Here is a 24526-nt window from a genome sequence, read left to right as displayed (position 1 = left end):
GGGCTTGTGTAGTTGCATTATAAAACCAGATGCCCTAGCTAGGCAACATAGTTTAATAATGCAACCAAAATGGACGGAGGCTACCGTGAGACTTGCGAACAAGACGGCGTTGATTACCGGCGGCAACAGCGGCATCGGTCTGGCGACCGCAAAACTGTTTGTGGCCGAGGGGGCGAAAGTCGTCATCACCGGGCGCAACAAGGAGACGCTGGACGCGGCAGCCAGGGAACTCGGGCCGAATGCACTGGCGTTCGTCGCCGATGCCACCGACATCGGGGCGACCGAAGCCGCGATCAAGCAGGGGGCGGCAAAATTCGGCAAATTCGACGTCGTGTTTGCCAATGCCGGCATTGCGGGCGGCACGCCACTCGGGGCAACGGCGCTCGAAGCGTTCGAGAAAGTGATCCGGACCAATCTGACCGGCGTCTTCTTCACCGTACAATCCGCATTGCCCTATCTCAACGATAACGCGTCGATCATCCTCAACGGTTCGGTGATCTCGGTGCTCGGCATCCCCGGATACTCGGCCTATGGCGCAGCCAAGGCCGGCGTGCGCTCGATGGCGCGGACCATGGCATCCGAATTGTCGCCGCGCGGCATCCGCGTCAACGTGGTCGCGCCCGGCGCGATCCGCACGCCGATCTGGGGGGCTGCGATCGCGACGCCCGAAGCCGAGAAGGCGTTCGAAAAACGGATAAGCCTGTCCACGCCGCTCGGCCGTATTGGTGAACCAGATCACATTTCGAAGACGGTGTTGTTTCTGGCGTCGGACGATGCCGCGCATGTGCAGGGCCAGGAATTGTTCGTGGACGGTGGCGCGACGGCTTCGCCGAGCGGCGCGCCGATCTACCGGGGCTGAGCAGCGCCCCGGAATACGCACGAGAATACGGTCAGCGCGTTCGGCGGAAAATTCTCACGTCGGTTGCGCTGGCCGGCTCCCTCGTCTTGCGGACGTATTTTTTCGGAAAATCATTGAACCTTCGTCGTAGCTGCCAAGACTCCTTTTCGGGCCGGGATTTTTTTGAACGTAATCCATTGGAGTGCCGACATGCCGAAAGCCCTCTCGACATCGACCCCCGTATCGTCAGCGTCAGAGAATTCAGATCGCGATCAATTTGTTTCAATCGCAATATTTTCCTGCCTCGGCCTTTTGATCTCGCTCGTTGCCGTCGTCATGGGTGTGCAGGGCGTCTGGTACTAGCACCGGCAGAGTCTTTCCCGCACGATGCCCGCCCGCCGCTGCCGACAGCAGCGACGGGCAGTGTCCAGTTTCCAGTTACGCGGCGTTGAGATTGCCTGCGGCGTGCAGCGCGCCTGCGACCGCTTTCTCGCGATGTTCGGGTCCGAGCCCGATGCCATCGGCGGAAATGAATTCCGGATTGGTCACGCCGATGAAACCGAACACCCAGCGCAAATAGGTTTCCAGATGCTCGCCGACGGCCGCCGGCGTGCCGGCGCCGTAGAATCCGCCGCGCGAGACCGCGACGATGACGCGCTTGTTGCCGGCCAGCCCTTCGACGCCTTGCGCGCTATATTTGAACGTCTTGCCCGCCACCAGGATGCGGTCGATCCAGGCCTTGAGCTGGCTCGGAATGGTGAAATTGTACATGGGCGCGCCAAGCACGACGATGTCGGCGGCCAAAAACTCGGACAGCACCGCCTGACCGGCGGCGATGTCCTCGCGCAGCGAGGCCTCTGTCGGGGCGCCTTGGCCGGCGGCGAGATGGGAGCCGCTCAGATGCGCCAGCGGGGTCAGGGTCAGATCGCGATAGGTGATTTCGAAGCCGGGGGTGGCCTTGCGCAGCCGGTCCACGATGGCGGCGGAGACCTGACGGCTGACGGAATGGGGGCCGAGAACGCTGGAATCGAGATGCAGGAGTTTCATAGGAGCTTCACCCTTGGTATAAGTTTGTAACTGAGACTATATGAGTGACTGTCCGCAAACCCCGCAAGAACGCACATTTTTGAAACCCGAGCACAAAATTGATACCCGAGCACAAGAAAGTGCCTGCACTGCCGCCCAGCCCTCACGCCGATGGCGACTGCCGCGCGGTCGCCTCCGTGCTGGCGCGGGTCGGCGACAAATGGAGCGTGTTCGTCATCATGCTCTTGGGCGACGGTCCGCGCCGCTTCAACGAGATCAAGCGCATGGTCGGCGGTATCTCGCAGCGCATGCTGACGCTGACGCTGCGCGGGCTCGAACGCGATGGCCTGGTGACGCGAACCGTTTTTCCGACCATTCCGCCGCGGGTCGATTATGAGCTGACCGATCTCGGGCGTGGCCTGTCGAAGCCGGTGGAAGCGCTGGGCAAGTGGGCGTTTGAACATCTGCCGGAAATTGAAGGCGCACGCGCACAATTCGATGGGCGCAACGAAGGTCGATAGCGTTTTCGAGCGAAGTGGGAACCGGTTCGCGTCAAGAAAACGCGTCAAAATAAAGAACCTAAATCAGCGACACCAGCCCGCCGCCGTGGCGCTCCAGCCGTCCGGCGAGTTCGAGTTCGAGCAGCACCGCGCGCACGATCGCGGGCGAGGCGCCGGACATCCGGATCAGATCATCGAGGCTGACCGGGCTCGGCCCGAGCAAATTGACGATGCGGGCGCGATCGCTGCTATCGGCTTCGAAATCCAGCGGCTCGCCGTCGTCCTCGCGTGCGCCGAGCATGATCGGCCGTTCCATGATCGGCTCGACCGCGTTGATGACGTCGGCTGCTTCGGTGACCAGCGTCGCGCCCTGCTTGATCAGATCGTTGGTGCCGGCGGCGCGCGGATCGAGCGGCGAGCCCGGCACCGCGAACACTTCGCGGCCTTGTTCGGCGGCGATGCGCGCCGTGATCAGCGATCCCGAACGGTGCGCGGCTTCCACCACGACCACGCCGAGCGCGGCACCCGAGATCAGCCGGTTGCGCCGGGGGAAATCGCGCGCCCGCGGCACATGGCCGAGCGGCATTTCGGAAATCGCGCCGCCATGTTCGAGCAGCGTAGAGAGCAGATCCTCATGCTCGGGCGGATAGATCCTGTCATGGCCGCCGGCCAGCACCGCGACGGTACCGCTTGCAATGCTTGCGCGATGCGCGGCCTGATCGATGCCGCGGGCGAGGCCGGAGATGACGACAAAACCGGCATCGCCGAGATCGCGCGCGATCGTGCCTGCGAATTTCAGCCCGGCGCCGGAAGCATTGCGGGAGCCTACGATCGCGATCATCGGCCGCATCAGCAGGTCGGGCGCGCCGCGGATGCCGAGCAGCGGCGGCGCGTCGTCGAGCGTGGCGAGGCGCGGCGGATAACCGGCTTCATCGGGCGCGACCACGCTGACGCCGATCTTGCCGGCGGCATCGAGTTCGGCGCGCGCGCTGTCCTCGCTGCAGATCCGGCCCGGCCGCGCCGCGCCGCCGCGGCGCGCCAGATCGGGCAGCCGCTCCAGCGCCGTGCGCGCGTCGCCGAAATGCTGGAGCAGGGAGCGGAAGGTGCGGGGGCCGACATTGTCGGACCGGATCAGCCGCAGGCGGTTGAGCCGCTCGGCGTCGGTGAGGCAGGTGGTGCTGGGGGGATGGTCGTGCATGCCGGCCCAGCTTTGCCCAACCGGAGATTGCGATCAACTCGTTTGAGAGCGCGCCAGCCCCGCGCCGTCATGGCTTGCTCCGCCCCGGCACGCTCCCTAAAAGCGGTCCCATGCCGCAGGAAACCATGCCCATGATCTCGCTTGCCGACCTCCAGCGCCGTATCGATTGCGGCGAGCTCTCTCCCGACGGGGCAATTGCGCAATCGCGTGAGGCGATCGGCGCGCACGAGAAAGCCGTCGGCGCCTTCGTCTGCCGTGACGACAAGGCGCGTGCCGCAACCGCCGGGCCGCTGCGCGGCATCGCCGTCGGCATCAAGGACATCATGGATACCGCAGATTTTCCGACCGAAATGGGTTCGCCGATCTACAAAGGCTGGCGCCCACGCGGCGATGCGGCGGTCGTGATGATGTTGAAGCAGGCGGGCGCGACCATTTTCGGCAAGACCACGACGACGGCGTTTGCGGCGAACGATCCGACGCCAACCCTCAACCCGCACAATCACGGCCACACGCCGGGCGGATCGTCCTCGGGCTCGGCGGCTGCGGTCGGGGCCGGCATGATTCCGTTGGCGCTGGGAACGCAGACCGGCGGCTCGGTGATCCGGCCGGCGTCGTTTTGCGGTGTCGCCGCCATAAAACCGTCCTACCGCTTGCTGCCGACGGTCGGCGTGAAATGCTTTTCGTGGACGCTCGACACCGTCGGGCTGTTCGCAGCCGGCGTCGAGGACTTGGCGCGGGGATTGTCGGCCATGACCAATCGGCCGGGATTGTTGCTGCCCGCAGCCGTGAAGGCGCCGCGGATCGGCCTTGTCACCCAGGAATTTGCCGGCGCGCCGGAAGCGGCAGGGGCGGAGGCTTTGCGCCTTGCCGCCGCGGCGGCCGAACGCGCTGGCGCGTCGGTGCGTGCGCTCGCCATGCCCGACATCGTCGCGGAAGCGTGGCGGATTCATCCTGACGTGCAGGATTTTGAGGCGCATCAGGCGTTCGCCTGGGAATATCGCGAAAATTATGACGCGATGCCGCCGCTGCTGCGTGGCCGGCTCGATGAAAGCAAGGACACGACGCCAGCCGCTTACGACGAGGCGGTCAAGGTCGCCGGCCGCGCGCGGCACGCATTGTCGGGCGTATTCGACGACGTCGATGTGCTGCTGACATTGTCAGCGCCGGGCGCGGCGCCGAAGGGATTGGGTTCGACCGGTGATCCCCGTTATAACCGGCTCTGGACGCTGATGGGTGTGCCCTGCGTCAACGTCCCGGCTTTTGTCGCTGATGGTGGATTGCCGGTTGGGGTGCAGGTGATCGCGCGGTTTGGTGCTGACGCTCAGGCGCTGGCGGTGGCGCGGTTTGTGGAAGAGGCGCTGAAGAAATAAGCTTGCTACTACGCCCCGATCTTACCCTCGGTGCCCGCCTGCAACCGCTGGATATTTTCACGGTGCATGTAGAACAGCAACATGGTCAGCACCGCGAACAGCGACGCCAGCGCCGGGTGGCCGAACCACCACAGGAATAGCGGCGTGATGAAGGCCGCGACCAGGGCCGACAGCGACGAGTAGCGCGTGGTCAACGCGGTTGCGAGCCACATCGCGCAGAAGATCAACGCGGCCGGCCAGAACAGGCCGATCAGCACGCCGATATAGACGGCTACGCCTTTGCCGCCGCGAAATTTCAGCCAGACCGGAAACAGATGGCCGAGAAAGGCGCCAAGTGCGGCCAGCATCGCCGCGTTCGGCCCGCCGTAATAGCCTGATATGACCACCGCCAGCGTGCCCTTCAGCGCATCGCAGATCAGCGTTGCTGCAGCGAGGCCCTTGCGGCCGGTGCGCAGCACATTGGTGGCGCCGATATTGCCGGAGCCGATCGAGCGCAGATCCTGCGTGCCGGCCAATTTGGTCAGCACAAGGCCGAACGGAATCGAGCCGAGCAAATAGCCGAGCAGGAACCCGACGACGAGGAAGGCGTCACCCGACATCGCGGTCGCTCCTGCTGCCCCGGCGAATTTCCCGCGCATAAGAGTCTCTTTTTGACGCGTTTTCTTGACGCGAACCGGTTCCCACTTCGCTCGAAAACGCTCTGCTAAACATGCTCATAGACCGTCCGTCCGCCGACAATAGTACGCACCACGCGGCCCGAGAAGCGGGCTTCGTCGAATGGCGTATTCTTGCACTGCGATTTGAGATCGGCGGGATCGAGCACCCAGGGGATATCGGCGTCGATCACGATCACGTCAGCGGGCGAGCCGGCGCGCAAGCTACCGCCGGGCAGGCCCATCAGTTCCGCCGGCCGCGTCGACATCGCCCGGATCAGGGTGCGAAAATCCATCTCGCCATTGTGAATCAGCCGCAAGGCCGCCGGCAGCATGGTCTGCAGGCCGACCGCGCCGGAGGCTGCTTCCGCGAACGGCAGCCGCTTCACCTCGACGTCCTGCGGATTGTGATCGGACATCACGACGTCGATCAGGCCGGAGGCAACGGCCGAAACCAGCGCCAGCCGGTCCTCCTCGGTGCGCAGCGGCGGCGACAATTTCAGGAAGGTGCGGTACGGGCCGATGTCGTTTTCGTTCAGGGTCACGTGGTTGATCGAGACCGAGGCCGAGACCGATAACCCGGCGTCGCGGGCGCGCTTGAGGATTTCCAGCGACTCGATGCAGCTCAGGGAGGCGGCGTGATAGCGCCCGCCGGTCAGCGCGACGAGGCGCATGTCGCGCTCCAGCATCACGGCCTCGGCGGCGTTGGGGATGCCGATCAGCCCGAGCCGCGCGGCGAATTCGCCTTCGTTCATGACGCCTTCGCCGACCAGATCCGGGTCCTCGGTGTGGTGGACGATCAGGGCGTCGAAATCGCGGGCGTAGGCCAGCGCGCGGCGCATCACCTGCGCGTTGGTGACGCTGCTGGCGCCGTCGGTGAAGGCCACCGCGCCGGCGGCCTTCAACAGCCCGATCTCGGTCATCTCCTGGCCGCGCATGCCTTTTGTGAGCGCCGCCATCGGATGGATGTTGACGATTGCGGTGTCGCGCGCCCGGCGCAGCACGAAGTCGACCGTCGCCGAATTGTCGATCACGGGCGAGGTGTCGGGCTGGCAGATGATGGTGGTGATGCCGCCGGCGGCCGCGGCCTGGCTCGCGGAGGCAAAGGTCTCGCGGTGGCTGGCGCCGGGCTCGCCGACAAAGGCGCGCATGTCGATCAGCCCGGGGGCGACGATCTTGCCGTCGCAATTGATGATGTCGGTGCCTTCGGGGACGCCGGCGGCGCCGATGCCGCGCTTTGAATCGCGGATCATGCCGTCCGCGATCAGGACGTCGCCGGGGCCGTCGAAATCCCGGGAAGGATCGACGACGCGGGCGTTGGCGAGCAGGATAGGGCGGCGATCGGTCAGCATTTTATGCGTTCGGCAGGTTGCGGGCGAGTGCTTCCAGCACCGCCATCCGCACCGCCACTCCCATTTCGACCTGTTCGCGGATCAGCGATTGCGCGCCGTCGGCGACGATCGAGTCGATCTCCACGCCGCGGTTCATCGGACCCGGATGCATCACCAGCGCGTCCGGCTTGGCGTAAGCGAGCTTCTTCTGGTCGAGGCCGAAATAATGGAAGTATTCCTGGCTCGACGGCACGAAGGAGCCGTTCATGCGCTCGCGCTGCAGCCGCAGCATCATCACGATGTCGGCGCCATTGAGGCCCTCGCGCATGTCGCGCGCGACCTCGACGCCCATCCGCTCGATGCCGCGCGGCAACAGCGTGGAGGGGGCGACGACACGGACGCGGGCGCCCATGGTGTTGAGCAGCAATATATTGGAACGCGCCACCCGCGAATGCATCACGTCGCCGCAGATCGCGATCACGAGCCCTTCCAGCCGGCCCTTGTTGCGCCGGATGGTGAGCGCGTCGAGCAGCGCTTGCGTTGGATGTTCGTGGGCGCCGTCGCCGGCATTGACGACGGATCCGTCGACCTTGCGCGCCAGCAGTTCCACAGCACCCGAGGCATGGTGCCGCACCACCAGGATATCCGGGTGCATGGCGTTCAGGGTCACCGCGGTGTCCATCAGCGTCTCGCCCTTGCGGATCGAGGACGAGGACACCGACATGTTCATGACGTCGGCGCCGAGCCGTTTTCCCGCCAGCTCGAACGAGGATTGGGTGCGGGTTGAGGCCTCGAAGAACAAATTGACCTGGGTACGGCCGCGCAGCGAGGTGCGTTTTTTGTCGACCTGGCGGTTGAGCTCGACATATTCCTCGGAAAGGTCGAGCAAGCCGGTAATGTCGGCAGCGGAAAGCCCCTCGATTCCCAGCAGATGCCGGTGACCGAGGACGAAGGTCGATTTCGATACAGGGGTCATTAAAGCGAGAGCTATAGGCAGAGACGGCGCGGGGGGCAAGCGCGAATAGGTGGCTTGCGAGTTATCCCCCGGTCTGTCGCCGTGCAGGGTAAGGGGAGTTGCCGCAATGTCGCCGCGTTCAGCGTGCGGAGAGCACATCGTGCAGAAATGCCGGCCGATTTTAGCGATCGCGTTAACCGCGCTGGGCCTGATATATGGCCCTGCAGCGGCGCTTGCCCAGGCCTTGCCGGGCGGCTTCGCGTATCTGCGGGATATCGATCCCACCATCATCCAGGACATCCGCTATGCCAGTGCCAATAATTTTGTCGGCCACCCGCTGGCCGGCTATGGGGCGGGCGAATGCGTGGTGAAGCGGAACGTCGGCATGGCGCTAAAAAACATCCAGCAGGAACTCGCCAGGCAAAAGCTGTCGCTGAAAATGTTCGATTGCTACCGGCCGCAGCGCGCGGTCGCCGACATGGTGGCGTGGTCGCGCGATGGCAGGGAGACAGCCACCGGCCGGCGCTTTAATCCGGCCTTCCGCAAGGCCGACCTGTTCCGGCTCGGCTATATCGCCAGCCATTCGCAGCATTCCACCGGCGGAGCGCTCGATCTGACGCTGGTCGACCTGAGCGTCGACAATTCCGCGGCCTTCGATCCGAACAAAGCCTACGCCGACTGCACCGCACCGGTGGAGGCGCGCGCGCCGGAAGGCAGCGTCGACATGGGCACCGGCTATGATTGCACCGACCTGAAGGCCCATACCGCGGCGAGTTCGATCACGCCGACCCAGCGGCGCTGGCGGAATGTGCTGGTGGCCGCGATGGCACGGCAGGGCTTTGTCAACTATTCGAAGGAGTGGTGGCACTTTTCGCTGCCGGGCGCAGGCGCGCAGGCCTATGATTTTCCGATTACGCGGCACAATTGATTCCCGACCGCCAGGACCGGCCATGACGCAGGCTTCATTCTCAACCCACGAGGTCTTCAACCAGTCACCGCCGTTTTGCGACGTCGATCTGTTCGCGGTGGACCGGCCGCTGGCCGCTGCGGTCGCCGCCAATGGCGGTGCGGCGGTGGAGCAAGAGCTGTCGGAGTTCGGCAGGCATTGGGGTTCGGCCGCGATGGCGGAACGGGGCCGGATCGCCAACGAGAACACGCCGAAGCTGCGGACGTTCGATGCCAAAGGCAATCGCCGCGACGAGGTCGAGTTCCATCCGGCCTATCACGAACTGATGGCGCACAGTACGCATGCCGGCGTGCACAATTCGACCTGGAGCGCACAGGGCCAGCCGGCCGGCGGTGCGGCGGAAGTGATACGCGCCGCCAAGTTTTACATGGCTGCTCAGGTAGAGACCGGGCATCTCTGTCCGATCACCATGACGCGCGCTTCGGTCGCGGCATTGGCGGCGCAGCCGGATTTGCTGGCCGCGACGATGCCGGTGATTGCGACCCGCGCGTATGATCCGGCTTTTGCGCCGTGGTGGACCAAACGCGGCATGACGCTCGGCATGGGCATGACCGAGAAGCAGGGCGGCACCGACGTCCGATCCAACATGACGCGCGCGGAGCGGGACGGCGACGCCTATCGCATTACCGGCCATAAATGGTTCATGTCGGCGCCGATGTGCGACGCGTTTCTGGTGCTGGCGCAGGCCGACGAAGGCCTGAGCTGTTTCTTCATGCCGCGCTTCGCGCCGGATGGTTCGGTCAACGCGATCCGGTTTCAGCGATTGAAGGACAAGCTCGGCAACCGCTCCAATGCCTCTTCGGAAGTGGAATTCGCCGGCGCTTACGCGATGCGGATCGGCGATGAGGGCAAGGGCATCCGCACCATCATCCAGATGGTGCAGTTGACGCGGCAGGATTGCGCGATCGCCTCGGCGGGTTTGATGCGGTCGGGATTGGCGCATGCGCTGCATCACGCGCGGCACCGCAGCGTATTCCAGAAACATCTCGCCGATCAGCCGCTGATGCAGGCGGTGCTGTCGGACATGGCGCTGCATGTCGAAGCCTCGATCGCGCTGGTGATGCGGCTGTGCCGGTCGTTCGACCGCGCCCCCGATCAGCCCAAGGAGGCCGCCTATATGCGGCTGCTGACGCCGGCGATCAAATACTGGGTCTGCAAGAGCGCGCCCGGCTTCCTCTACGAGGCGATGGAGTGCCTCGGCGGCAATGGCTATGTGGAGGAGGGCATTTTGGCGCGGCACTATCGGGAGGCGCCGGTCAACGCGATCTGGGAAGGTTCGGGCAATGTGATGTGCCTTGACGTGCTCCGCGCGTTGTCGCGCGAGGCCGACTCGGCGCTGGCCGTTTTGCACGAACTCACCGGCGAGACGCTGGGCCTGCCGGGCGCCGGCGAGGCGATCGTGTTTGTCGGCAAATCGTTCCGCCGTCTGGACAGCGAGCGCGTGGCGCGGCTCGCGGTCGAAAAACTGGCGCTGCTGGCTGCCGCCGCCGCGCTCAACGGCGTCTCGCCGCATCAGGCCGAATTGTTCGCGGCCACCCGGCTTGCCGCCAATCACGCCAGCATGTATGGCGCGGTCGATCTGGCGAACAACGATGTCCGTGGTTTGCTGGAGCGGGCGCTGCCGTGAAAACCCACCGACGTCATGGCCGGGCTTGTCCAGGCTTGTCCCGGCCATCCACGTTCTTTCTTGATGTACGAACGAAAGACGTGGATGCCCGGGCGTAGGCAAGCGGAAGCGACGCCGTCCTTCGGACGGCTATGCCCGGCCATGACGGAGAGTTAAAGCTCCTGCCAACTGAAAGTCAGCGATGGATTCCCTTAACCCCGAAAATCCTCCCTTCACCGTCACTCCGACCGAACGTCCGCCCCGGATCTGGCAGTTCTGGGGCACGGCGTTATGGGGCCTGTTTGTCTTCGGCGGGATGTTCGTCGGGCAGCTGACCGTCATCGCTTATTTCGTGCTGATGCGGGACGGGCCGATCGATGTCGCCGCGGCCATCCATGTGGTCGGCGGCGGGCGGACGATTTCGCTGTCCGTCGTCATGGGATTGCCCGCGGTGATCCTGGCGTTGTGGATTGCGATCCGTCCGACACGCACGCGGTTTGCCGAATATCTCGCGCTGCGCGGGACGTCGTGGAAGATGGTCATCATTGGTGTCATGGCGATGGTCGCGCTGGTGATGGGTTGGGACCTGGTGTCGCGTGTGTTGGGGCGGGAAGTCCAGCCCGGGTTCATGGGCGACGTGCTGAAATCGGCGCAGGCCGACGGTTCGGTGTGGCTGTTGCTGATCGCGTTTTGCGTCGCCGCGCCGATCTCGGAGGAATTGCTCGCCCGCGGCTTTCTCTACCGCGGCTGGTCGGAGTCGTTCCTGCGGGTCCCCGGCGCGATCCTGCTGTCGTCGCTGGCATGGACGGCGCTGCACATGCAGTACAACTGGTTCTTTTTCGGCGAGATATTTTCGATCGGCCTGTTGCTCGGCTATTTGCGCTATCGCTCGAATTCGCTCTGGCTGACGATCGTTCTGCACGGCCTCAACAATTTTGCCGCGACGGTGCAGAGCATGTGGCTGGTGGGATAATCGTCCCGTATGTTAGGTAGAAGATGCACCCACCTTCGCCGTGAAATTGTCGCAGAAAGTCGACATGTCGAATCTCGAAAATGCCAATGCTCCGGTCCCCGGCTCGCCACCACCGCTCCGGACTTGGGACTTCATGGAGACGCTGTTCGTCAGCCTGGTTGCTTACATCGTTTTTGCTTTGACGTGGTGGTTTGCCTTGGCCTTCATGCTGGCCATGCACGATGGGCCGAAGATGTTGTCTCCTGCTCAATTTAAAGTGTTCGGGATGCAGGGGCCTTGGCTTGGCGTCGCCTACATCGTCGCAAGCCCGCTTACGATCGCCGTACTCTGGATCGCTATCCGAACGGCGCGCAGAGACTTCGCCGAATATCTTGCGTTGAACTGGCCGAACCCAGGCGAACTACTGCGCGCGCTGGCGATTACAGCGATCCTCTTGTTGGCCGAGTCCTTGGCCGTATCGTTCGTCGGCGTGGAACCGATTTCGCCTGATCCTTATCTAAGCGCCAGGGAATCCGGCGGGCTGTTGATCTTCTTGATTGGCATCTGCATTGCGGTGCCGGTCATGGAGGAGTTTGTCGTCCGTGGCTTCATGTTTCGTGGCTGGTCGCAGTCTTTCCTCGGTCCGGTTGGAACCATCGTGCTGACGTCGATATTGTGGGCGATGATCCATATCCAGTACGATTGGTTCGGGCGTTTTTGGATCTTCCTCACGGGTCTGGCTCTCGGCCATTTTCGTTGGCGTAGCAATTCGACGTGGCTGACCGTGATGGCTCATTCAGCCATGAACATCGCCGTATATTCTCCGGTTGGCCTACTCTAAGGCCAAGTTGCCGCCAGCGCGATCGCGATCGGCATGGTGATTGCCGCCAAAATCGTCTGCAGCGTGATGATCTGCGCCAGCAGCGGCGCGTCGCCGCCCATCTGCCGGGCCAGCACGTAGGCTGAGGAGGAGGCCGGCACCGCCGAGCAGGCGGCGACGATCGCCAGATTCGAGCCGGATAGCCCGAACCATAGCGCGAGGGCGACCGCGAGCACCGGCATCAGGATCAGCTTGAGGAATACTGCGACTGACGCGGCGAGGCTCGGGCGAAACATGCCTTCGAGATGCAGGCCGGCGCCGGTGACGAGCAGACCGATCGCGAGCGAGGAACGGCCGAGCGCGTCGGCGACCTCATGCCAGATTTTTGGCAACGGGATGTGCGTGACGTTGAGCACGAGCCCGATCGCGCAAGCCCAGATCAGGGGATTGCGCACCACAGTCATCACGATGGAGCCGACCGACCGTTTTTCCGGCGAAGCGTAATGGGCGAGCACGGCCACGCTGAACACGTTGACCAGCGGGATGATCGCCACCATCGCCACCGACGCCAGCGCCAGCCCGACATCGCCATAGAGATTGCCGGAGACGGCCAGCGCCACATAGGTCTGCCAGCGGGTGGCGCCCTGGAAGATCGAGGTGAAGGCCGGCCCGTCGATCGCGCAGCGCGCGAGCAGGGGACGCAGCGCCAGACACAGCAGCGACATCGCGAGCGCCGAGATCAGGAGCGCGCCGCCGACGCCGGCGACCGGCACTTTTGTCAGGTCGGCCTTCACCAGCGTCTGGATCAGCAACATCGGGAACAGCACGTAATAGGTCAGCCGTTCCAGCCCGTGCCATTGCGTCTCCAGCCGCATCAGGCTGCGCCTCAGGACAAAACCCAGCACGATCAGCAAAAACACCGGAAACAGCGCCGCGATCACCACCGCCATCGTCAGCGATCCCCGCGCAGCGTCGCCAACCGGTCCAGCGCGCCCTGCAGGACGAAGATCGCAGCGTGCTCGTCGATCACCTCGGCGCGGCGGGCGCGGCTGACGTCCATCCCGATCAGCTCGCGCTCGACGGCGGCGGTGGACAATCGCTCATCCCAGAAGCCGATCGCGAGATCGGTGAGCTTTGAGAAATTCCGCGCGAAGGCGCGGGTCGATTGCGCGCGCGGGCCCTCGCTGCCGTCCATGTTGATCGGCAGGCCGAGCACGAAGCCGACCGCGTTGCGCTCGCGGGCAAGAGCCAGCAGCCGCGCCGCGTCGGCCTTGAAGGCCGTGCGGCGGATGGTTTCGACGCCGGTCGCAAGCCTGCGATCGGCGTTGGACACCGCAACCCCGATGGTCTTGGTGCCGAGATCGAGGCCGATCAGCGCGCCGCGTTCCGGCCAGTGTGCAGCGGCTTCAATCAGGGGAAGGATGGGGGCGGGCATGGCGTTCGCATAACACGCGCGTTGGCGGTTGCGCAAAGCCGCGGTGGAAGATGGTCGACTAGCGGGATCGTCTGCGCCACTCCTCGCGCGTGATTTCCCAGATTTCACTGGGATGCCGACCCGACACATAATCCAGATCCTCTGTCCGGATCACACGCATGCCGCTGCTCTCTGAAATACGGCGCGATGGCAGGTTGGCGGCGGCCTTCGGAGCGCGAAGAACGGGCCGCTCCAGAGTTTCGAACCAGTAATCGGTCACCGCCGAGGATGCCTCCGTCATCAGCCCTCGGCCTTGCCACCCCGGGTCGAGCCAGAAACCTCTGTTCTCGTCGGGCTTGTCCATCAGGCTGATGACGCCGATTAATTGCCCGGGCTCGGGTTTGGGCCGGATTGACCAGTGCCAAGCGCTACCCGATCGCATCGCTGGAAGCGCGGTGTCGCGAAGGAATGTCAGGGCACCGTCAGCCGGATAGGGCCATGGAATCTGACGGTTCAGGAACTGCACGATCTCCCACCGAGGGAAAATTGCTTGCACGGCATCGGCGTCGGCGAGCTCCAACGGGCGAAGGATCAGGCGCGATGTCGTGATCGTTGGAATTGCGATGGACATCAGTGGCTCGCGCAGCAAATGAAGTCGGTGCCGGTCGTGCGGAGGGTCAGGCCGCGATGACCTCTTCGCTTCTCTCCAGGCAAGTAACAAACCCCTGCAGCGCACTGTATTGGTGCGCGCTGCGGCGCTGGATGAAGAGCGTGTCGACACGTGACTGCGACGCTGCGAGTGCGTGAATGCTGATGTCGCGGTTGACATGGTCGCGTTCGACCACGGCGCGGGGCAGCAGCGTCACGCCCATGTCGGCGGCGACGCAGCCGATCATGCCGTCGAGCGTGCCCAGTTCGAAGCGGGCGGCCGACGGCCAGCCGAATTCCGAAAACACCTGTTCGAGCCGTTGCCGGTAGGTGCAGCCGGTGCGGAACACCAGCGCCGTCGGGCCTGACTCGGGCGTGCCGGCACGCAATGCGGCAAGGCTGGTCCATCGCCGCGCGGTGACCAGCACGAGTTCTTCCCTGAACGCGGTCACGGCGCTGAGTTCGGCATGCTCGATCGGACCGGCGACGAAGGCGCCATCCAGCGTACCGTCAAGCACGGCGGCGACGAGCTCGGCGGTCGGCGCCGTCCGCAGCGTCAACCGCACCGCCGGATAACGCCGGTGAAATGCGGCCAGCAGTGCGGGCAGGCGCACCGCGGCGGTCGTCTCCATCGAGCCGATCGAGAGCGGTCCCTTCGGCTCGCCATCGTCGCGTGCGGCCAGCACCGCCTCGCGCGACAGCGCGGCCATCCGCTGCGCATAGGGCAACAAGCGGCGGCCGGCGCCGGTCAGCGTCATGCCGCGGCTGTGCCGCTCGAACAGCGCGGTGCCGATCTCGGCTTCAAGCGCCTTCACCCGCTGCGTGACGTTGGATTGCACGGTGTTGAGTTCGTCGGCGGCGCGGGTGATGCCGCCGAGCCGCGCGACCGTGGAAAAAGTCACGAGATCGATCAATTCCACGGGATTAGCTCCGTTTCAATTGCGAGATGGCAGCGTTCTCTAGTATTCATTTTCAGAGAATAGTAGGCTCACCTAGACTGGCTGTCCAGAACAGGGAGCAATCGCATGGCGATCAGCACCGAATTGACGGCGCGGCTGGGTATTCGACACCCGATCCTGTTGGCGCCGATGGACACGATCTCCGGCAGCCGGCTGGTCAGGGCGGTCAGTGATGCCGGCGGTTTCGGCATTTTGGGCGGCGGTTATGGAGACAGAACGCGGCTCGAGGCGGAGACCACGAAGCTGAAGGGATTTGCAGGACCGTTCGGCATCGGCTTCATCACCTGGAGCCTGGCAAAGCAGCCCGAGTTGCTCGACATCGCACTCGAAGCGCGACCGCGCGCGATCATGCTGTCGTTCGGCGATCCCGCGCCGTTCGCGCCAAAGATCAAGGCGGCGCGGAGCTTGCTGATCTGCCAGGTGCAGAGCGAGGACATTGCGAGACAGGCGCTCGATGCCGGCGCGGATATTCTAATCGCGCAGGGCACCGAAGCCGGCGGGCACGGCGCCTCGCGCACCACGATCGACATCGTGCCCGCGATCGTCGATCTCGCGGCCGGCCGCGTGCCGGTGGTTGCCGCCGGCGGCATCGCCGATGGACGTGGCCTGGCGGCGATGATGATGCTGGGGGCATCGGGCGTGCTGATCGGGACGCGCTTCTATGCCAGCATCGAGGCCGACGGCGCCGAGGAGGCCAAGCAGCGGATACGCGCGGCGAACAGCGGCGAGACCGTGCGCGGCGTCGTGTTCGACTGGTCGCGCAAGCTGATGTGGCCGGCGCCGTTCACCGCGCGCGCGCTTTCCAACGATCATCTCCGGCGCTGGACAGGCCGCGAGATCGAGCTGATGCAGCGCGCGGACGAGGTCACCGTGGAGTATGCGGCGGCGAAGGCCGCAGGCAATTTCGATGTCGCCGCCGTGTTTGCCGGTGAGTCCGTCGGGCTGATCCATGATATTCCACCGGCTGCAGAGATCGTCGGCCGCATCGTCGCTGAAGCCGAGCAAACGTTGCAGGGCCGGCGTAACTCCATCGCTTCTGTCGCCTGAAAGATCGTGAGACAAACCATGTGGCCAGACCGCCGAATTATCGACCTCTTCAAGACCGAGTTTCCGATCGTGCTGGCGCCGATGGCCGGGATCATGGATGCCGAGCTCGTGATCGCGGCGGCGCAGGGCGGGGCGCTGGGCTCGTTGCCGTGCGCGATGCTGTCCGTGGAGAAGGCCCGTGAGCAGATCAACATCATCCGCCAGCGGGTGTCCGCGCCGGTCAATATGAACTTCTTCTGCCACACGCGGGTCGATGCCGATCCGGCGCGCGAAGCCGGCTGGAAGGCGCGGCTTGGGCCTTACTACAAGGAGTTGGGGCTCGATCCCGCGGCACCCGTCAATGCCGCCAACCGCGCGCCGTTTGACGAGGCGATGTGCGCGCTGGTGGAGGAGTTGAAGCCGGAAGTCGTCAGCTTCCATTTCGGCCTGCCGGACCCGGCTATGGTGAAGCGCGTCAAGGCGGCCGGCTCTCTCGTGATGTCGTCGGCGACCATCGTGAGAGAGGCGATCTGGCTCGAGGAGAACGGCGCCGACGTCATCATCGCGCAGGGCGCCGAGGCCGGCGGCCATCGCGGCATGTTCCTGACCGACAACATTGCCGAACAGCCCGGTACCTTCGCGCTGGTGCCGCAGGTGGTCGATGCGGTGAAGGTGCCAGTGATCGCGGCCGGCGGCATCGCCGACGGGCGCGGGATCGCGGCGGCGTTTGCGCTCGGCGCCTCGGGCGTGCAGATCGGCAGCGCCTATCTGCGCTGCCCGGAATCGAAGGTGATTGCCTCGGCGCGGATCGCGCTGGCCCAGGCGCGCGACGATTCCACCGTCATTACCAATGTCATGACCGGGCGGCCCGCGCGCGGCGTCGCCAACCGCGTGATGCGCGAAGTCGGCCCGATCTCGCCGGACGCACCGGCCTTTCCGCATTCGGCCACCGCGCTCGGACCGCTGAAGGCGGCGGCGGAAAAACTCGGCAAGGTCGATTTCACCAACCTGTGGGCCGGCCAGGCGGTTCGATTGGGGCGCGAAATGCCGGCCGCCGAGCTGACCCGGGCGCTCGCCGGCAGCGCGCTGGCGCGCTTGAGCCAAATCGCGGGCTGAACTGCGCCACCGTTTGGTGTCGGGCCGCGGCGTGTTCCATCCGAGATCGAACGCGTGATTTTTGGTGCACGCGGTATTGCGACCTGTTAGCTGTTGCCTTGATGCAACGGCGGAAATTCATAACCATTGCCGGTGGCGCTTTGATGTGGCCACTGGCTGCCTACGGGCAGCGTAAGCCGATGCCGGTTGTCGGCTATCTTCACTTTGCCGCTCCCGGCTACGTGCCGACCGCCGAACCATTTCTGCAGGGGCTGAAAGAATTCGGTTTTGCCGAGGGGCAGAACGTGGCGGTCGAGTACCGCTGGGCCGAGGGGCGTTATGACCGGTTGCCGGCCTTGGCGGCCGACCTCGTCGGGCTCAAGGTCGATCTGATCGCAGCCTTCGGTCCGCCGCCGGCGAAAGCCGCGAAAAATGCTACATCCAGCATCCCGATCGTTTTTGAAGTTGGGAACGATGCCGTGGAAGCCGGGTTGGTCGCCAGTCTCGCCCGGCCCGGCGGCAATGCCACGGGCCTCAGCGTTCTCTTCACCCAGCTGACCCCAAAGCGGCTTGAGTTGCTTTGCGAACTCATTCCCAACGCCAAAACGATTGCTCTACTGGTCAATCCGAACAGCCCGACGGCCGAGCCTTCGGTTCGCGGGGCCCCGGAAGCGGCAAGGGCGAAAGGCGTGCAGCTTTCGATCCTCAACGCCAGCAATGTCGATGAGATCGAGGCGGCGTTTGCGGCCATTGTGGCGTCGAAAACAGATGGGCTGATCGTTGCGGCCGACCCGTTCTTCGATAGCCGGCGCGCGCAACTGGTGGCGACAGCGGCGCGCGCCAAGGTGCCCACGATCTATTTTGAGCACGAGTTTTCCAATGCCGGTGGGCTCATGAGTTATGGACCGAGCCTTGCCGCCGTCTATCGCCGAATGGGTGCCTATGCAGCACGAATCCTGAAAGGCGAGAGGCCCGACGATCTGCCGGTAGAGCAGCCCACGACGTTTCAAATGGTCTTCAACCTCAAGACCGCGAGAGAACTCGGAATTACGGTGCCGCCCAACCTGCTGTTCACGGCCGACGAGGTGATCGAGTAGCGCGCTTCCGCGGATGACGCGTTTTGGGGCGCCTGAGGCATGCGGGCGTGTGATCGGGGGGGCGGATTGCCAGGAATGGCGGGTAACCGGGCGCCTGGACCATGTTCCCATGGTTGCGGTGCAAAAGCAGCCTCTGCTATACGGCGGGCTGATTTTGCTGCCCAGAGGCCCTATATTATGTCCGTCGACGCCACGACCGTTCGCCGCATCGCGCATCTTGCGCGGATTGCGGTCACCGAGGCCGAAGTTCCCCATCTGCAGGGCGAACTGAATGCGATGCTGGCCTTTGTAGAGCAGCTTTCGGAAGTGAATGTCGACGGCGTCGAGCCGATGACGTCGGTGACGCCGATGGAAATGAAGAAGCGTCCCGACGTAGTCAGTGACGGCGAGATCGCGGACGCTGTCGTGAGGAATGCGCCGGAAACGCAGGACCATTTCTTTCTGGTGCCGAAGGTCGTCGAGTAGTTCATAGCGTTTTCGAGCGAAGTGGCTACCGGTTCGCGTGAAGAAAACGCGTCAAACAAAAGAGTCAGCGATGTGCATGCTCTGCGACGATGAAAAGGCCTATCAGGCCTACATGAACTACCTCGACACGATGGAGCGGCAGGGCAAGGCCGCCGATCCCGACAAGGCGATGGATGTCGTGCTCGACCAGCTCGAGGCTGCCGACAAGGCGCGCGCCAACGATCCCGCCAATGACAAGACGCTCTCTCCGTTCTTCTGCAGCCCGATCAATAAATGACCGATTTGATATCGATGACGATCGCCGAGGCCAGGAATGGCCTCGCGAACAAGTCTTTTACCTCGCTTGAGCTGACCGACGCGCATCTCGCCGCGATCGAGGCGGCGCGCTCGCTCAATGCGTTCGTGCTGGAAACGCCGGATCAGGCCCGCGCCATGGCGCGGGCGATCGACGCCAGGATCGCAAAAGGCGAGGGCGGACCACTGGCGGGCATTCCGCTCGGCATCAAGGATCTGTTCGCGACCAAAGATGTCCGCACCACCGCGTGCTCAAAGATCCTCGGCAATTTCATCCCGCCCTATGAATCCACCGTGACCTCGCAGCTCTGGCGCGACGGTGCTGTCATGCTGGGCAAGCTCAACAATGACGAATTCGCGATGGGCTCATCGAACGAGACCTCGTGCTTTGGCCCGGTGGTCAATCCGTGGCGGCGCGAGGGCTCCAACACCACGCTGGTGCCGGGCGGTTCCTCCGGCGGATCGGCGTCGGCGGTCGCAGCCCTGCTCTGCATGGGCGCCACCGCGACCGATACCGGCGGCTCGATCCGCCAGCCGGCGGCGTTCACCGCGACCGTCGGCGTGAAACCGACCTACGGCCGCTGCTCGCGCTGGGGCATCGTCGCGTTTGCGTCCTCGCTCGACCAGGCAGGTCCGATCGCGCGCACGGTGCGCGATTCCGCGATCCTGATGCGCTCGATGGCGGGCCATGATCCCAAGGACACCACCTCCGTCGACCGCGCGGTGCCGGACTACGAGGCGTCGATCGGGAAATCCGTGAAGGGGATGAAGATCGGAATCCCCAGGGAATATCGCCTCGACGGCATGCCGGCCGAGATCGAAAAGCTCTGGAGCGAGGGTGGGGCTTGGCTCAAGGCGGCCGGCGCCGAACTGGTCGAGGTATCGCTGCCGCACACCAAATACGCGCTGCCGGCCTACTACATCGTGGCGCCCGCGGAAGCCTCGTCGAATCTCGCGCGCTACGACGGCGTGCGCTACGGCCTGCGCGTGCCCGGCCGCAGCATTGGCGAGATGTACGAGAACACCCGCGCCGAAGGTTTTGGCGCCGAAGTCCGCCGCCGCGTCATGATCGGCACCTATGTGCTCTCGGCCGGCTATTACGACGCCTATTATCTGCGTGCGCAAAAGGTGCGGACGCTGATCAAGAAGGACTTTGAGGATTGCTTTGCCAAGGGCATCAACGCGATCCTGACGCCGGCGACGCCGTCGGCGGCGTTCGGCGTCGGTGAGAAGGGCGCCGATCCGGTCGAGATGTACCTCAACGACATTTTTACGGTGACCGTGAACATGGCGGGGCTGCCGGGGATCGCCGTTCCCGCCGGCAAGGATGCCCAGGGCCTGCCGCTCGGGCTGCAACTGATCGGCCGTCCCTTCGATGAGGAGACGCTGTTCTCGCTCGGCGAAGTCGTCGAGCAGGCGGCGGGGCGGTTTACGCCGCCGAGGTGGTGGTGAGCGTCGCGGATTTCAGAGCCAGCCTGTCGGGCGCAGCGCCTGCACCCGGTCTCGTGCCGCCGCTGGCCGCATTGTGGTGGGCCGCCAAGGGGCAATGGGACCAGGCGCACAAGATCGTGATGAACGAAGAGACGGCGGAAGCCGCCTGGGTTCATGCCTATCTGCATCGCGTCGAGGGCGACCGCGGCAATGCCGGATACTGGTACCGGCAGGCCGGCCAGCCGGCCGCGAAGGATTCTCTTGAAACCGAATGGGAGCGGATCGCTTCCGCGCTGCTCGGAGGTGGAAAGACATGAGTACGGCGACGCACAAGCTGATCAAAGGCGCCACCGGCGACTGGGAAATGGTGATCGGGCTGGAAGTCCACGCCCAGGTCACCTCGAACTCAAAACTGTTTTCCGGCGCTTCGACCGAATTCGGCGGCGAGCCGAACACCCATGTGTCGCTGGTCGACGCCGCGATGCCGGGCATGCTGCCCGTGATCAACGAAGAGTGCGTCCGGCAGGCGGTCCGCACCGGGCTAGGGCTCAACGCAAAGATCAACCTGCGCTCGGTGTTCGACCGCAAGAACTATTTCTATCCGGACTCGCCGCAGGGCTACCAGATCAGCCAGTACAAATCGCCGATCGTGGGCGAGGGCGAGGTTACGGTCGAACTCGGCGGCGGCAAGACCGCCACCATCGGCATCGAGCGGCTGCACCTGGAACAGGACGCCGCAAAATTGCTGCACGACCAGTCGCCGTCGCTGTCCTTTGTCGATCTCAACCGCTCCGGCGTGGCGCTGATGGAGATCGTGTCAAAACCCGACATCCGCGACGCCGAACAGGCCAAGGCCTATGTGACAAAGCTGCGTTCGATCCTGCGCTACCTCGGCACCTGCGACGGCGACATGGAGAAGGGGTCCTTGCGCGCCGACGTCAACGTCTCCGTGCGCAAGCCGGGCGGCGCGCTCGGCACCCGCTGCGAGATCAAGAACATGAACTCGATCAACTTCATCGGGCAGGCGATCGAGTACGAGGCGCGGCGCCAGATCGAGATCATCGAGGACGGCGGCACCATCGACCAGGAAACGCGCCTCTACGACCCCAACAAGGGCGAGACGCGCTCGATGCGTTCCAAGGAAGAGGCGCACGACTACCGCTATTTCCCGGATCCCGATTTGCTGCCGCTCGAATTCAGCGAAGCCTATGTCGCCGCGCTGAAGGCGGAGCTGCCGGAATTGCCGGACCAGAAGAAGGCGCGCTTCATCGCGGGCTTCGGACTGTCGCCCTACGACGCCAGCGTGCTGGTGGCCGAACGCGAGAGCGCGGACTTCTACGAAACCGTGCTGGCAAAGCTCGCCGACCAGGCCCGCGACGGCAAGCTCGCCGCCAATTGGGTGATCAACGAGCTGTTCGGGCGTCTCAACAAGGAAGGCCGGGATATTACGGGCTCTCCCGTGTCAGCGGTTCAGCTTGCATCGATCATCGACCTGATCGGCGAGGGCACCATTTCCGGGAAAATTGCAAAAGATCTGTTCGAGATCGTCTGGCAGGAAGGCGGCGACCCGCGCGCGCTGGTCGAGGCGCGCGGCATGAAGCAGGTCACCGATCTCGGCGCGATCGAAAAGCTGGTCGATGACATCATCGCCGGCAATCCGGACAAGGTCGAGCAGGCGAAAGCCAAGCCGGCGGCGATCCAATGGTTTGTCGGTCAGGTCATGAAAGCGTCGGGCGGCAAGGTCGATCCGAAGGCCGTCAACGTTCTGCTCAAGACCAGGCTCGGCATCTGAAACGTCCCGTAACGGGACGGCGACATCGCTGCCGCCATCGCGGTCGGCGCACGCGAAGCGCGCGTCGAATGTTCGTCGCGATCTGAAAATTCATCGTCGCGACCAGGAAGCGCCCCGCGAATCGGTCGCGCCGATTCGTCCAAAAATTCGGTTTTGGCGAGCGCCGATGAGACGTTAGCGCCCCGGACACGAAAATTTTTTTATTGCCAAAATTTGCGACTCAGAGTCCGCGCAAACGGCTTTTGCTCGACCCTGATGAGTCGCAACGACGTCGATCGCGTATCGACCGTCGATGATGTGAATTGCAGAAACAGCTGCGACACAGGCGCTTCCTGCAATATTGACAAACGGCGATGTCGGTCCTTGCTACACTTTTCGCATCGCTGAACGAAGGCGTTGTCGTGCCTGACATCAACACGCGGCGTGCGCTCCGGCATCGCCGTGTCAACACTTCCTTAAGCGGGACGCTGTTTTTTTGAGTGTGTTGGTGTATTCGGGATGTAGTGCATCTCGATTCCCGAGTGCACGCAGCGATTAAGCCATCTCACTACATCAGGAGGGCAACATGGCCAAGAAAGCTAAGAAGGCGAAGAAGGCGAAGAGCGCAGTGAAGAAGACTGCGAAGAAGACCCGCAAGGTCGCCAAGAAGAAGAAGTAATCTCGCTTCTTTACGAATTGCCGGCGGCTTGATGCCGGCACGTCACACGAGCCCTAAGACGATCTGCTTCTAAACAAGCAAATCCAAATCGGATGGCTCTGGTCGACGAAAGAGGGTGTCGGCGAGACATCAGGTCAAACGGCTGGATCGAATTTCGGAAGAGCTCGCTCTTTCAAAACCGGTCCGGCAGAAGAAACAGGTTTTCTTCGTTCGGTGCGGACCTCCTCGAGCTCCGCAATTTCACCGGGCCCAAAGCCCCAAAGTGAAATCTGGTCCTGACGTGTTCGCCGACGCCCTCGTTCCCCGGAACGCTCCCGTTCCGATTGCCGCGCATTTGGCGCCGGGCGTCTTGATTTCCCCAATCTCTTTCTGACGTGTTTGCAGGCGTCGACCGGTTCGGGTCCGCCTCGCGATTTCGCCGCAGCCCCCGTCATACGCCCCCGCGAATGCCGGAACCCGGCACGCCGCGGCTTCTCGCTTCCATCGCGCGTTTCGGAACACGGGACCATCCGCCGGAGACGGTCATCAGGCTCGCCGCGATCCGGTGAGGGATGACGATCATCGGCGTTGTCGCGATGGTTATCGTTCGGCGAAGCGGCAGGGTAAACCGAACTTCACGATCGCATCCAAATGCCTGCGAGACAGGCACTTTTGCGATTCCGCGTTTTCCGCACGGGCTGCGCGTTTACACCCCGTTCATCGCGATACTTAAACTGCCCTTCAAATTTGATCGGTCATGATCATCCCAACAAGCCGGCAAACGGCGAGCGCATGATCCGCCAAAGTGTAGGCGGTTTGGCGACCAGATCATGCGCTCTTCAATGATGGGCGCGCGATCGGACGCAAAACCGGGTTCCACTTTTGCTGATCGCGCGCTGGGATGACCAGGGCGTTCTAACAGTGGACAGGGGCCGCGCTCGGGGGAGAGCGGCAATCAACAAAAAGGAGACAGGGATGTTTCAGGGGTACATTGATCTGGATACGGCGACGCCGGTCGAGGCAACGGCGATTCCCGACGTGCTGTTCGAGCGCGGTCTGTACTGGGCGAGCGGGCGTTCCGGCGTCGTCAATCTGATCGCAGCCCACAAATGGTTCAACCTTGCAGCCCTGAAGGGGCGCGCGGACGCGATCTCGCTGCGCCGCGAGGTTGCGGAGATGATGTCGGACGTCGAGATCGCCGCGGCACAACGCGAGGCGCGGGCCTGGATGACGGCCCAGCACTGATAGAGCCCAGCGCGAAAACGCTACCGCGGATCGTGCGCGTCCCCGCGCACGACCGGCAAGCGGGCTCCGCAATTCTACGGAGCGACATGTATACCCGCGGGTAACCCTGAGGCGTGATCCTTGATGGACTGGGGAACACCATCTGCGGACACCGGAAAGCGGCCGACCATTGATCGGTGACGCGCGCCCTTGGCGGATGATGTTCAG

25 protein-coding genes are annotated in these 24526 nt (G+C 64.0%); 16 read left to right on the top strand and 9 right to left on the bottom strand.

Annotated features, from left to right (window positions below; all coding sequences use genetic code 11):
• The first annotated feature begins 85 nt into the window (after window positions 1–85).
• A complete protein-coding gene (locus tag V1289_RS48835) occupies window positions 86–859 on the top strand; it encodes an SDR family oxidoreductase (protein ID WP_334407051.1) in 774 nt (257 codons plus the stop codon).
• 417 nt (window positions 860–1276) lie between these two features.
• Here the strand turns inward: V1289_RS48835 and V1289_RS48830 are convergent, their stop codons facing one another.
• Entirely contained in the window at window positions 1277–1885 is a 609-nt protein-coding gene (locus tag V1289_RS48830) for an FMN-dependent NADH-azoreductase (protein WP_334407049.1), read from the bottom strand.
• A 98-nt stretch (window positions 1886–1983) separates the two neighbouring features.
• Here V1289_RS48830 and V1289_RS48825 point away from each other — a divergent pair, with 98 nt between their 5' ends.
• Window positions 1984–2385, top strand: a complete 402-nt coding sequence (locus V1289_RS48825) for a winged helix-turn-helix transcriptional regulator (RefSeq protein WP_442896155.1) — start codon at window positions 1984–1986, stop codon at window positions 2383–2385.
• A 58-nt stretch (window positions 2386–2443) separates the two neighbouring features.
• Here V1289_RS48825 and dprA read toward each other — a convergent pair whose 3' ends face one another.
• Window positions 2444–3562, bottom strand: coding sequence for a DNA-processing protein DprA (dprA, locus tag V1289_RS48820; protein ID WP_334407045.1), 1119 nt, complete (start codon window positions 3560–3562; stop codon window positions 2444–2446).
• Between the two features lie 131 nt (window positions 3563–3693).
• On the opposite strand from dprA, the gene V1289_RS48815 reads away from it, so the two are divergent.
• Window positions 3694–4932: an amidase gene (locus tag V1289_RS48815; RefSeq protein ID WP_334407043.1), complete on the top strand. Its 1239-nt coding sequence runs from the start codon at window positions 3694–3696 to the stop codon at window positions 4930–4932.
• Window positions 4933–4940: 8 nt separating this feature from the next.
• On the opposite strand, the gene plsY is transcribed toward V1289_RS48815, so the two are convergent.
• The 3 genes from plsY to V1289_RS48800 all read right to left on the bottom strand — a co-directional run bounded on the left by plsY (window position 4941) and on the right by V1289_RS48800 (window position 7892).
• Window positions 4941–5531 (bottom strand): glycerol-3-phosphate 1-O-acyltransferase PlsY, encoded by a 591-nt coding sequence (gene plsY / locus V1289_RS48810; RefSeq protein ID WP_334407972.1) that lies wholly within the window; start codon window positions 5529–5531, stop codon window positions 4941–4943.
• Window positions 5532–5635: 104 nt separating this feature from the next.
• A complete protein-coding gene (locus tag V1289_RS48805; RefSeq protein WP_309177452.1) occupies window positions 5636–6937 on the bottom strand; it encodes a dihydroorotase in 1302 nt (433 codons plus the stop codon).
• 1 nt (window position 6938) lies between these two features.
• The gene (locus V1289_RS48800) at window positions 6939–7892 is read right to left on the bottom strand and encodes an aspartate carbamoyltransferase catalytic subunit (RefSeq protein WP_309177451.1); all 954 of its coding nucleotides are present in this window, start codon (window positions 7890–7892) and stop codon (window positions 6939–6941) included.
• A 106-nt stretch (window positions 7893–7998) separates the two neighbouring features.
• Between V1289_RS48800 and V1289_RS48795 the strand changes: the two genes are divergently transcribed.
• The 4 genes from V1289_RS48795 (at window position 7999) to V1289_RS48780 (ending at window position 12237) form a co-directional block, all read left to right on the top strand.
• Window positions 7999–8799 carry a M15 family metallopeptidase gene (locus tag V1289_RS48795; protein WP_334407040.1) on the top strand — a complete coding sequence of 267 codons (801 nt, stop codon included), beginning with the start codon at window positions 7999–8001 and terminating at the stop codon, window positions 8797–8799.
• A 22-nt stretch (window positions 8800–8821) separates the two neighbouring features.
• Complete coding sequence (locus V1289_RS48790) at window positions 8822–10465, top strand: acyl-CoA dehydrogenase family protein (protein ID WP_334407038.1); 1644 nt, start codon at window positions 8822–8824, stop codon at window positions 10463–10465.
• Between the two features lie 181 nt (window positions 10466–10646).
• Window positions 10647–11417: a CPBP family intramembrane glutamic endopeptidase gene (locus V1289_RS48785; protein WP_334407036.1), complete on the top strand. Its 771-nt coding sequence runs from the start codon at window positions 10647–10649 to the stop codon at window positions 11415–11417.
• 64 nt (window positions 11418–11481) lie between these two features.
• On the top strand, window positions 11482–12237 hold the full coding sequence (locus V1289_RS48780; protein WP_334407034.1) for a CPBP family intramembrane glutamic endopeptidase: 756 nt from the start codon (window positions 11482–11484) through the stop codon (window positions 12235–12237).
• Here the strand turns inward: V1289_RS48780 and V1289_RS48775 are convergent.
• The 4 genes from V1289_RS48775 to V1289_RS48760 are packed head-to-tail and all read right to left on the bottom strand — an operon-like array spanning window position 12234 to window position 15198.
• Window positions 12234–13166 carry an AEC family transporter gene (locus tag V1289_RS48775; protein ID WP_334407032.1) on the bottom strand — a complete coding sequence of 311 codons (933 nt, stop codon included), beginning with the start codon at window positions 13164–13166 and terminating at the stop codon, window positions 12234–12236. The genes V1289_RS48780 and V1289_RS48775 overlap by 4 nt on opposite strands.
• A gap of 2 nt (window positions 13167–13168) precedes the next feature.
• Window positions 13169–13651 carry a Holliday junction resolvase RuvX gene (gene ruvX, locus V1289_RS48770; RefSeq protein WP_334407030.1) on the bottom strand — a complete coding sequence of 161 codons (483 nt, stop codon included), beginning with the start codon at window positions 13649–13651 and terminating at the stop codon, window positions 13169–13171.
• A gap of 58 nt (window positions 13652–13709) precedes the next feature.
• Window positions 13710–14261 (bottom strand): GNAT family N-acetyltransferase, encoded by a 552-nt coding sequence (locus tag V1289_RS48765; RefSeq protein ID WP_309177443.1) that lies wholly within the window; start codon window positions 14259–14261, stop codon window positions 13710–13712.
• A gap of 46 nt (window positions 14262–14307) precedes the next feature.
• Window positions 14308–15198, bottom strand: a complete 891-nt coding sequence (locus V1289_RS48760; RefSeq protein ID WP_334407026.1) for a LysR family transcriptional regulator — start codon at window positions 15196–15198, stop codon at window positions 14308–14310.
• A gap of 81 nt (window positions 15199–15279) precedes the next feature.
• On the opposite strand from V1289_RS48760, the gene V1289_RS48755 reads away from it, so the two are divergent.
• The 9 genes from V1289_RS48755 (at window position 15280) to V1289_RS48715 (ending at window position 24319) form a co-directional block, all read left to right on the top strand.
• Window positions 15280–16284, top strand: coding sequence for an NAD(P)H-dependent flavin oxidoreductase (locus V1289_RS48755; RefSeq protein ID WP_334407970.1), 1005 nt, complete (start codon window positions 15280–15282; stop codon window positions 16282–16284).
• An 18-nt stretch (window positions 16285–16302) separates the two neighbouring features.
• Entirely contained in the window at window positions 16303–17379 is a 1077-nt protein-coding gene (locus V1289_RS48750) for an NAD(P)H-dependent flavin oxidoreductase (protein WP_334407023.1), read from the top strand.
• Between the two features lie 143 nt (window positions 17380–17522).
• Complete coding sequence (locus V1289_RS48745) at window positions 17523–18455, top strand: ABC transporter substrate-binding protein (protein ID WP_334407021.1); 933 nt, start codon at window positions 17523–17525, stop codon at window positions 18453–18455.
• Window positions 18456–18632: 177 nt separating this feature from the next.
• On the top strand, window positions 18633–18920 hold the full coding sequence (gatC, locus tag V1289_RS48740) for an Asp-tRNA(Asn)/Glu-tRNA(Gln) amidotransferase subunit GatC (RefSeq protein WP_334407019.1): 288 nt from the start codon (window positions 18633–18635) through the stop codon (window positions 18918–18920).
• Between the two features lie 70 nt (window positions 18921–18990).
• Window positions 18991–19197, top strand: a complete 207-nt coding sequence (locus V1289_RS48735) for a hypothetical protein (RefSeq protein WP_334407017.1) — start codon at window positions 18991–18993, stop codon at window positions 19195–19197.
• Window positions 19194–20666: an Asp-tRNA(Asn)/Glu-tRNA(Gln) amidotransferase subunit GatA gene (gene gatA / locus V1289_RS48730; protein WP_334407015.1), complete on the top strand. Its 1473-nt coding sequence runs from the start codon at window positions 19194–19196 to the stop codon at window positions 20664–20666. The genes V1289_RS48735 and gatA overlap by 4 nt, the downstream gene beginning before the upstream one ends.
• Entirely contained in the window at window positions 20657–20962 is a 306-nt protein-coding gene (locus tag V1289_RS48725) for a hypothetical protein (RefSeq protein ID WP_334407013.1), read from the top strand. Before gatA ends, V1289_RS48725 begins: the two co-directional genes overlap by 10 nt.
• The gene (gatB, locus tag V1289_RS48720; protein ID WP_334407011.1) at window positions 20959–22437 is read left to right on the top strand and encodes an Asp-tRNA(Asn)/Glu-tRNA(Gln) amidotransferase subunit GatB; all 1479 of its coding nucleotides are present in this window, start codon (window positions 20959–20961) and stop codon (window positions 22435–22437) included. Before V1289_RS48725 ends, gatB begins: the two co-directional genes overlap by 4 nt.
• A gap of 1612 nt (window positions 22438–24049) precedes the next feature.
• Complete coding sequence (locus tag V1289_RS48715) at window positions 24050–24319, top strand: hypothetical protein (RefSeq protein ID WP_334407009.1); 270 nt, start codon at window positions 24050–24052, stop codon at window positions 24317–24319.
• Window positions 24320–24526 lie beyond the last annotated feature (207 nt).

It is taken from the genome of Bradyrhizobium sp. AZCC 2289 (assembly GCF_036924615.1).
Classification (GTDB): Bacteria; Pseudomonadota; Alphaproteobacteria; order Rhizobiales; family Xanthobacteraceae; genus Bradyrhizobium.
The sequence above is the reverse complement of the archived record's forward strand: the minus strand, read 5'-3'. Positions and strand labels throughout refer to the sequence as shown.

Excerpts from the sequence above, each read along its gene's own strand:
- V1289_RS48830 (WP_334407049.1), bottom strand. The coding sequence starts at position 1,885 with ATGAAACTCCTGCATCTCGATTCCAGCGTTCTCGGCCCCCATTCCGTC.
- dprA (WP_334407045.1), bottom strand. The coding sequence starts at position 3,562 with ATGCACGACCATCCCCCCAGCACCACCTGCCTCACCGACGCCGAGCGG.
- V1289_RS48815 (WP_334407043.1), top strand. The coding sequence starts at position 3,694 with ATGATCTCGCTTGCCGACCTCCAGCGCCGTATCGATTGCGGCGAGCTC.
- plsY (WP_334407972.1), bottom strand. The coding sequence starts at position 5,531 with ATGTCGGGTGACGCCTTCCTCGTCGTCGGGTTCCTGCTCGGCTATTTG.
- V1289_RS48805 (WP_309177452.1), bottom strand. The coding sequence starts at position 6,937 with ATGCTGACCGATCGCCGCCCTATCCTGCTCGCCAACGCCCGCGTCGTC.
- V1289_RS48800 (WP_309177451.1), bottom strand. The coding sequence starts at position 7,892 with ATGACCCCTGTATCGAAATCGACCTTCGTCCTCGGTCACCGGCATCTG.
- V1289_RS48795 (WP_334407040.1), top strand. The coding sequence starts at position 7,999 with ATGTCGCCGCGTTCAGCGTGCGGAGAGCACATCGTGCAGAAATGCCGG.
- V1289_RS48790 (WP_334407038.1), top strand. The coding sequence starts at position 8,822 with ATGACGCAGGCTTCATTCTCAACCCACGAGGTCTTCAACCAGTCACCG.
- V1289_RS48785 (WP_334407036.1), top strand. The coding sequence starts at position 10,647 with ATGGATTCCCTTAACCCCGAAAATCCTCCCTTCACCGTCACTCCGACC.
- V1289_RS48780 (WP_334407034.1), top strand. The coding sequence starts at position 11,482 with ATGTCGAATCTCGAAAATGCCAATGCTCCGGTCCCCGGCTCGCCACCA.
- V1289_RS48775 (WP_334407032.1), bottom strand. The coding sequence starts at position 13,166 with ATGGCGGTGGTGATCGCGGCGCTGTTTCCGGTGTTTTTGCTGATCGTG.
- ruvX (WP_334407030.1), bottom strand. The coding sequence starts at position 13,651 with ATGCCCGCCCCCATCCTTCCCCTGATTGAAGCCGCTGCACACTGGCCG.
- V1289_RS48765 (WP_309177443.1), bottom strand. The coding sequence starts at position 14,261 with ATGTCCATCGCAATTCCAACGATCACGACATCGCGCCTGATCCTTCGC.
- V1289_RS48750 (WP_334407023.1), top strand. The coding sequence starts at position 16,303 with ATGTGGCCAGACCGCCGAATTATCGACCTCTTCAAGACCGAGTTTCCG.
- V1289_RS48745 (WP_334407021.1), top strand. The coding sequence starts at position 17,523 with ATGTGGCCACTGGCTGCCTACGGGCAGCGTAAGCCGATGCCGGTTGTC.
- gatC (WP_334407019.1), top strand. The coding sequence starts at position 18,633 with ATGTCCGTCGACGCCACGACCGTTCGCCGCATCGCGCATCTTGCGCGG.
- V1289_RS48735 (WP_334407017.1), top strand. The coding sequence starts at position 18,991 with ATGTGCATGCTCTGCGACGATGAAAAGGCCTATCAGGCCTACATGAAC.
- gatA (WP_334407015.1), top strand. The coding sequence starts at position 19,194 with ATGACCGATTTGATATCGATGACGATCGCCGAGGCCAGGAATGGCCTC.
- gatB (WP_334407011.1), top strand. The coding sequence starts at position 20,959 with ATGAGTACGGCGACGCACAAGCTGATCAAAGGCGCCACCGGCGACTGG.
- V1289_RS48715 (WP_334407009.1), top strand. The coding sequence starts at position 24,050 with ATGTTTCAGGGGTACATTGATCTGGATACGGCGACGCCGGTCGAGGCA.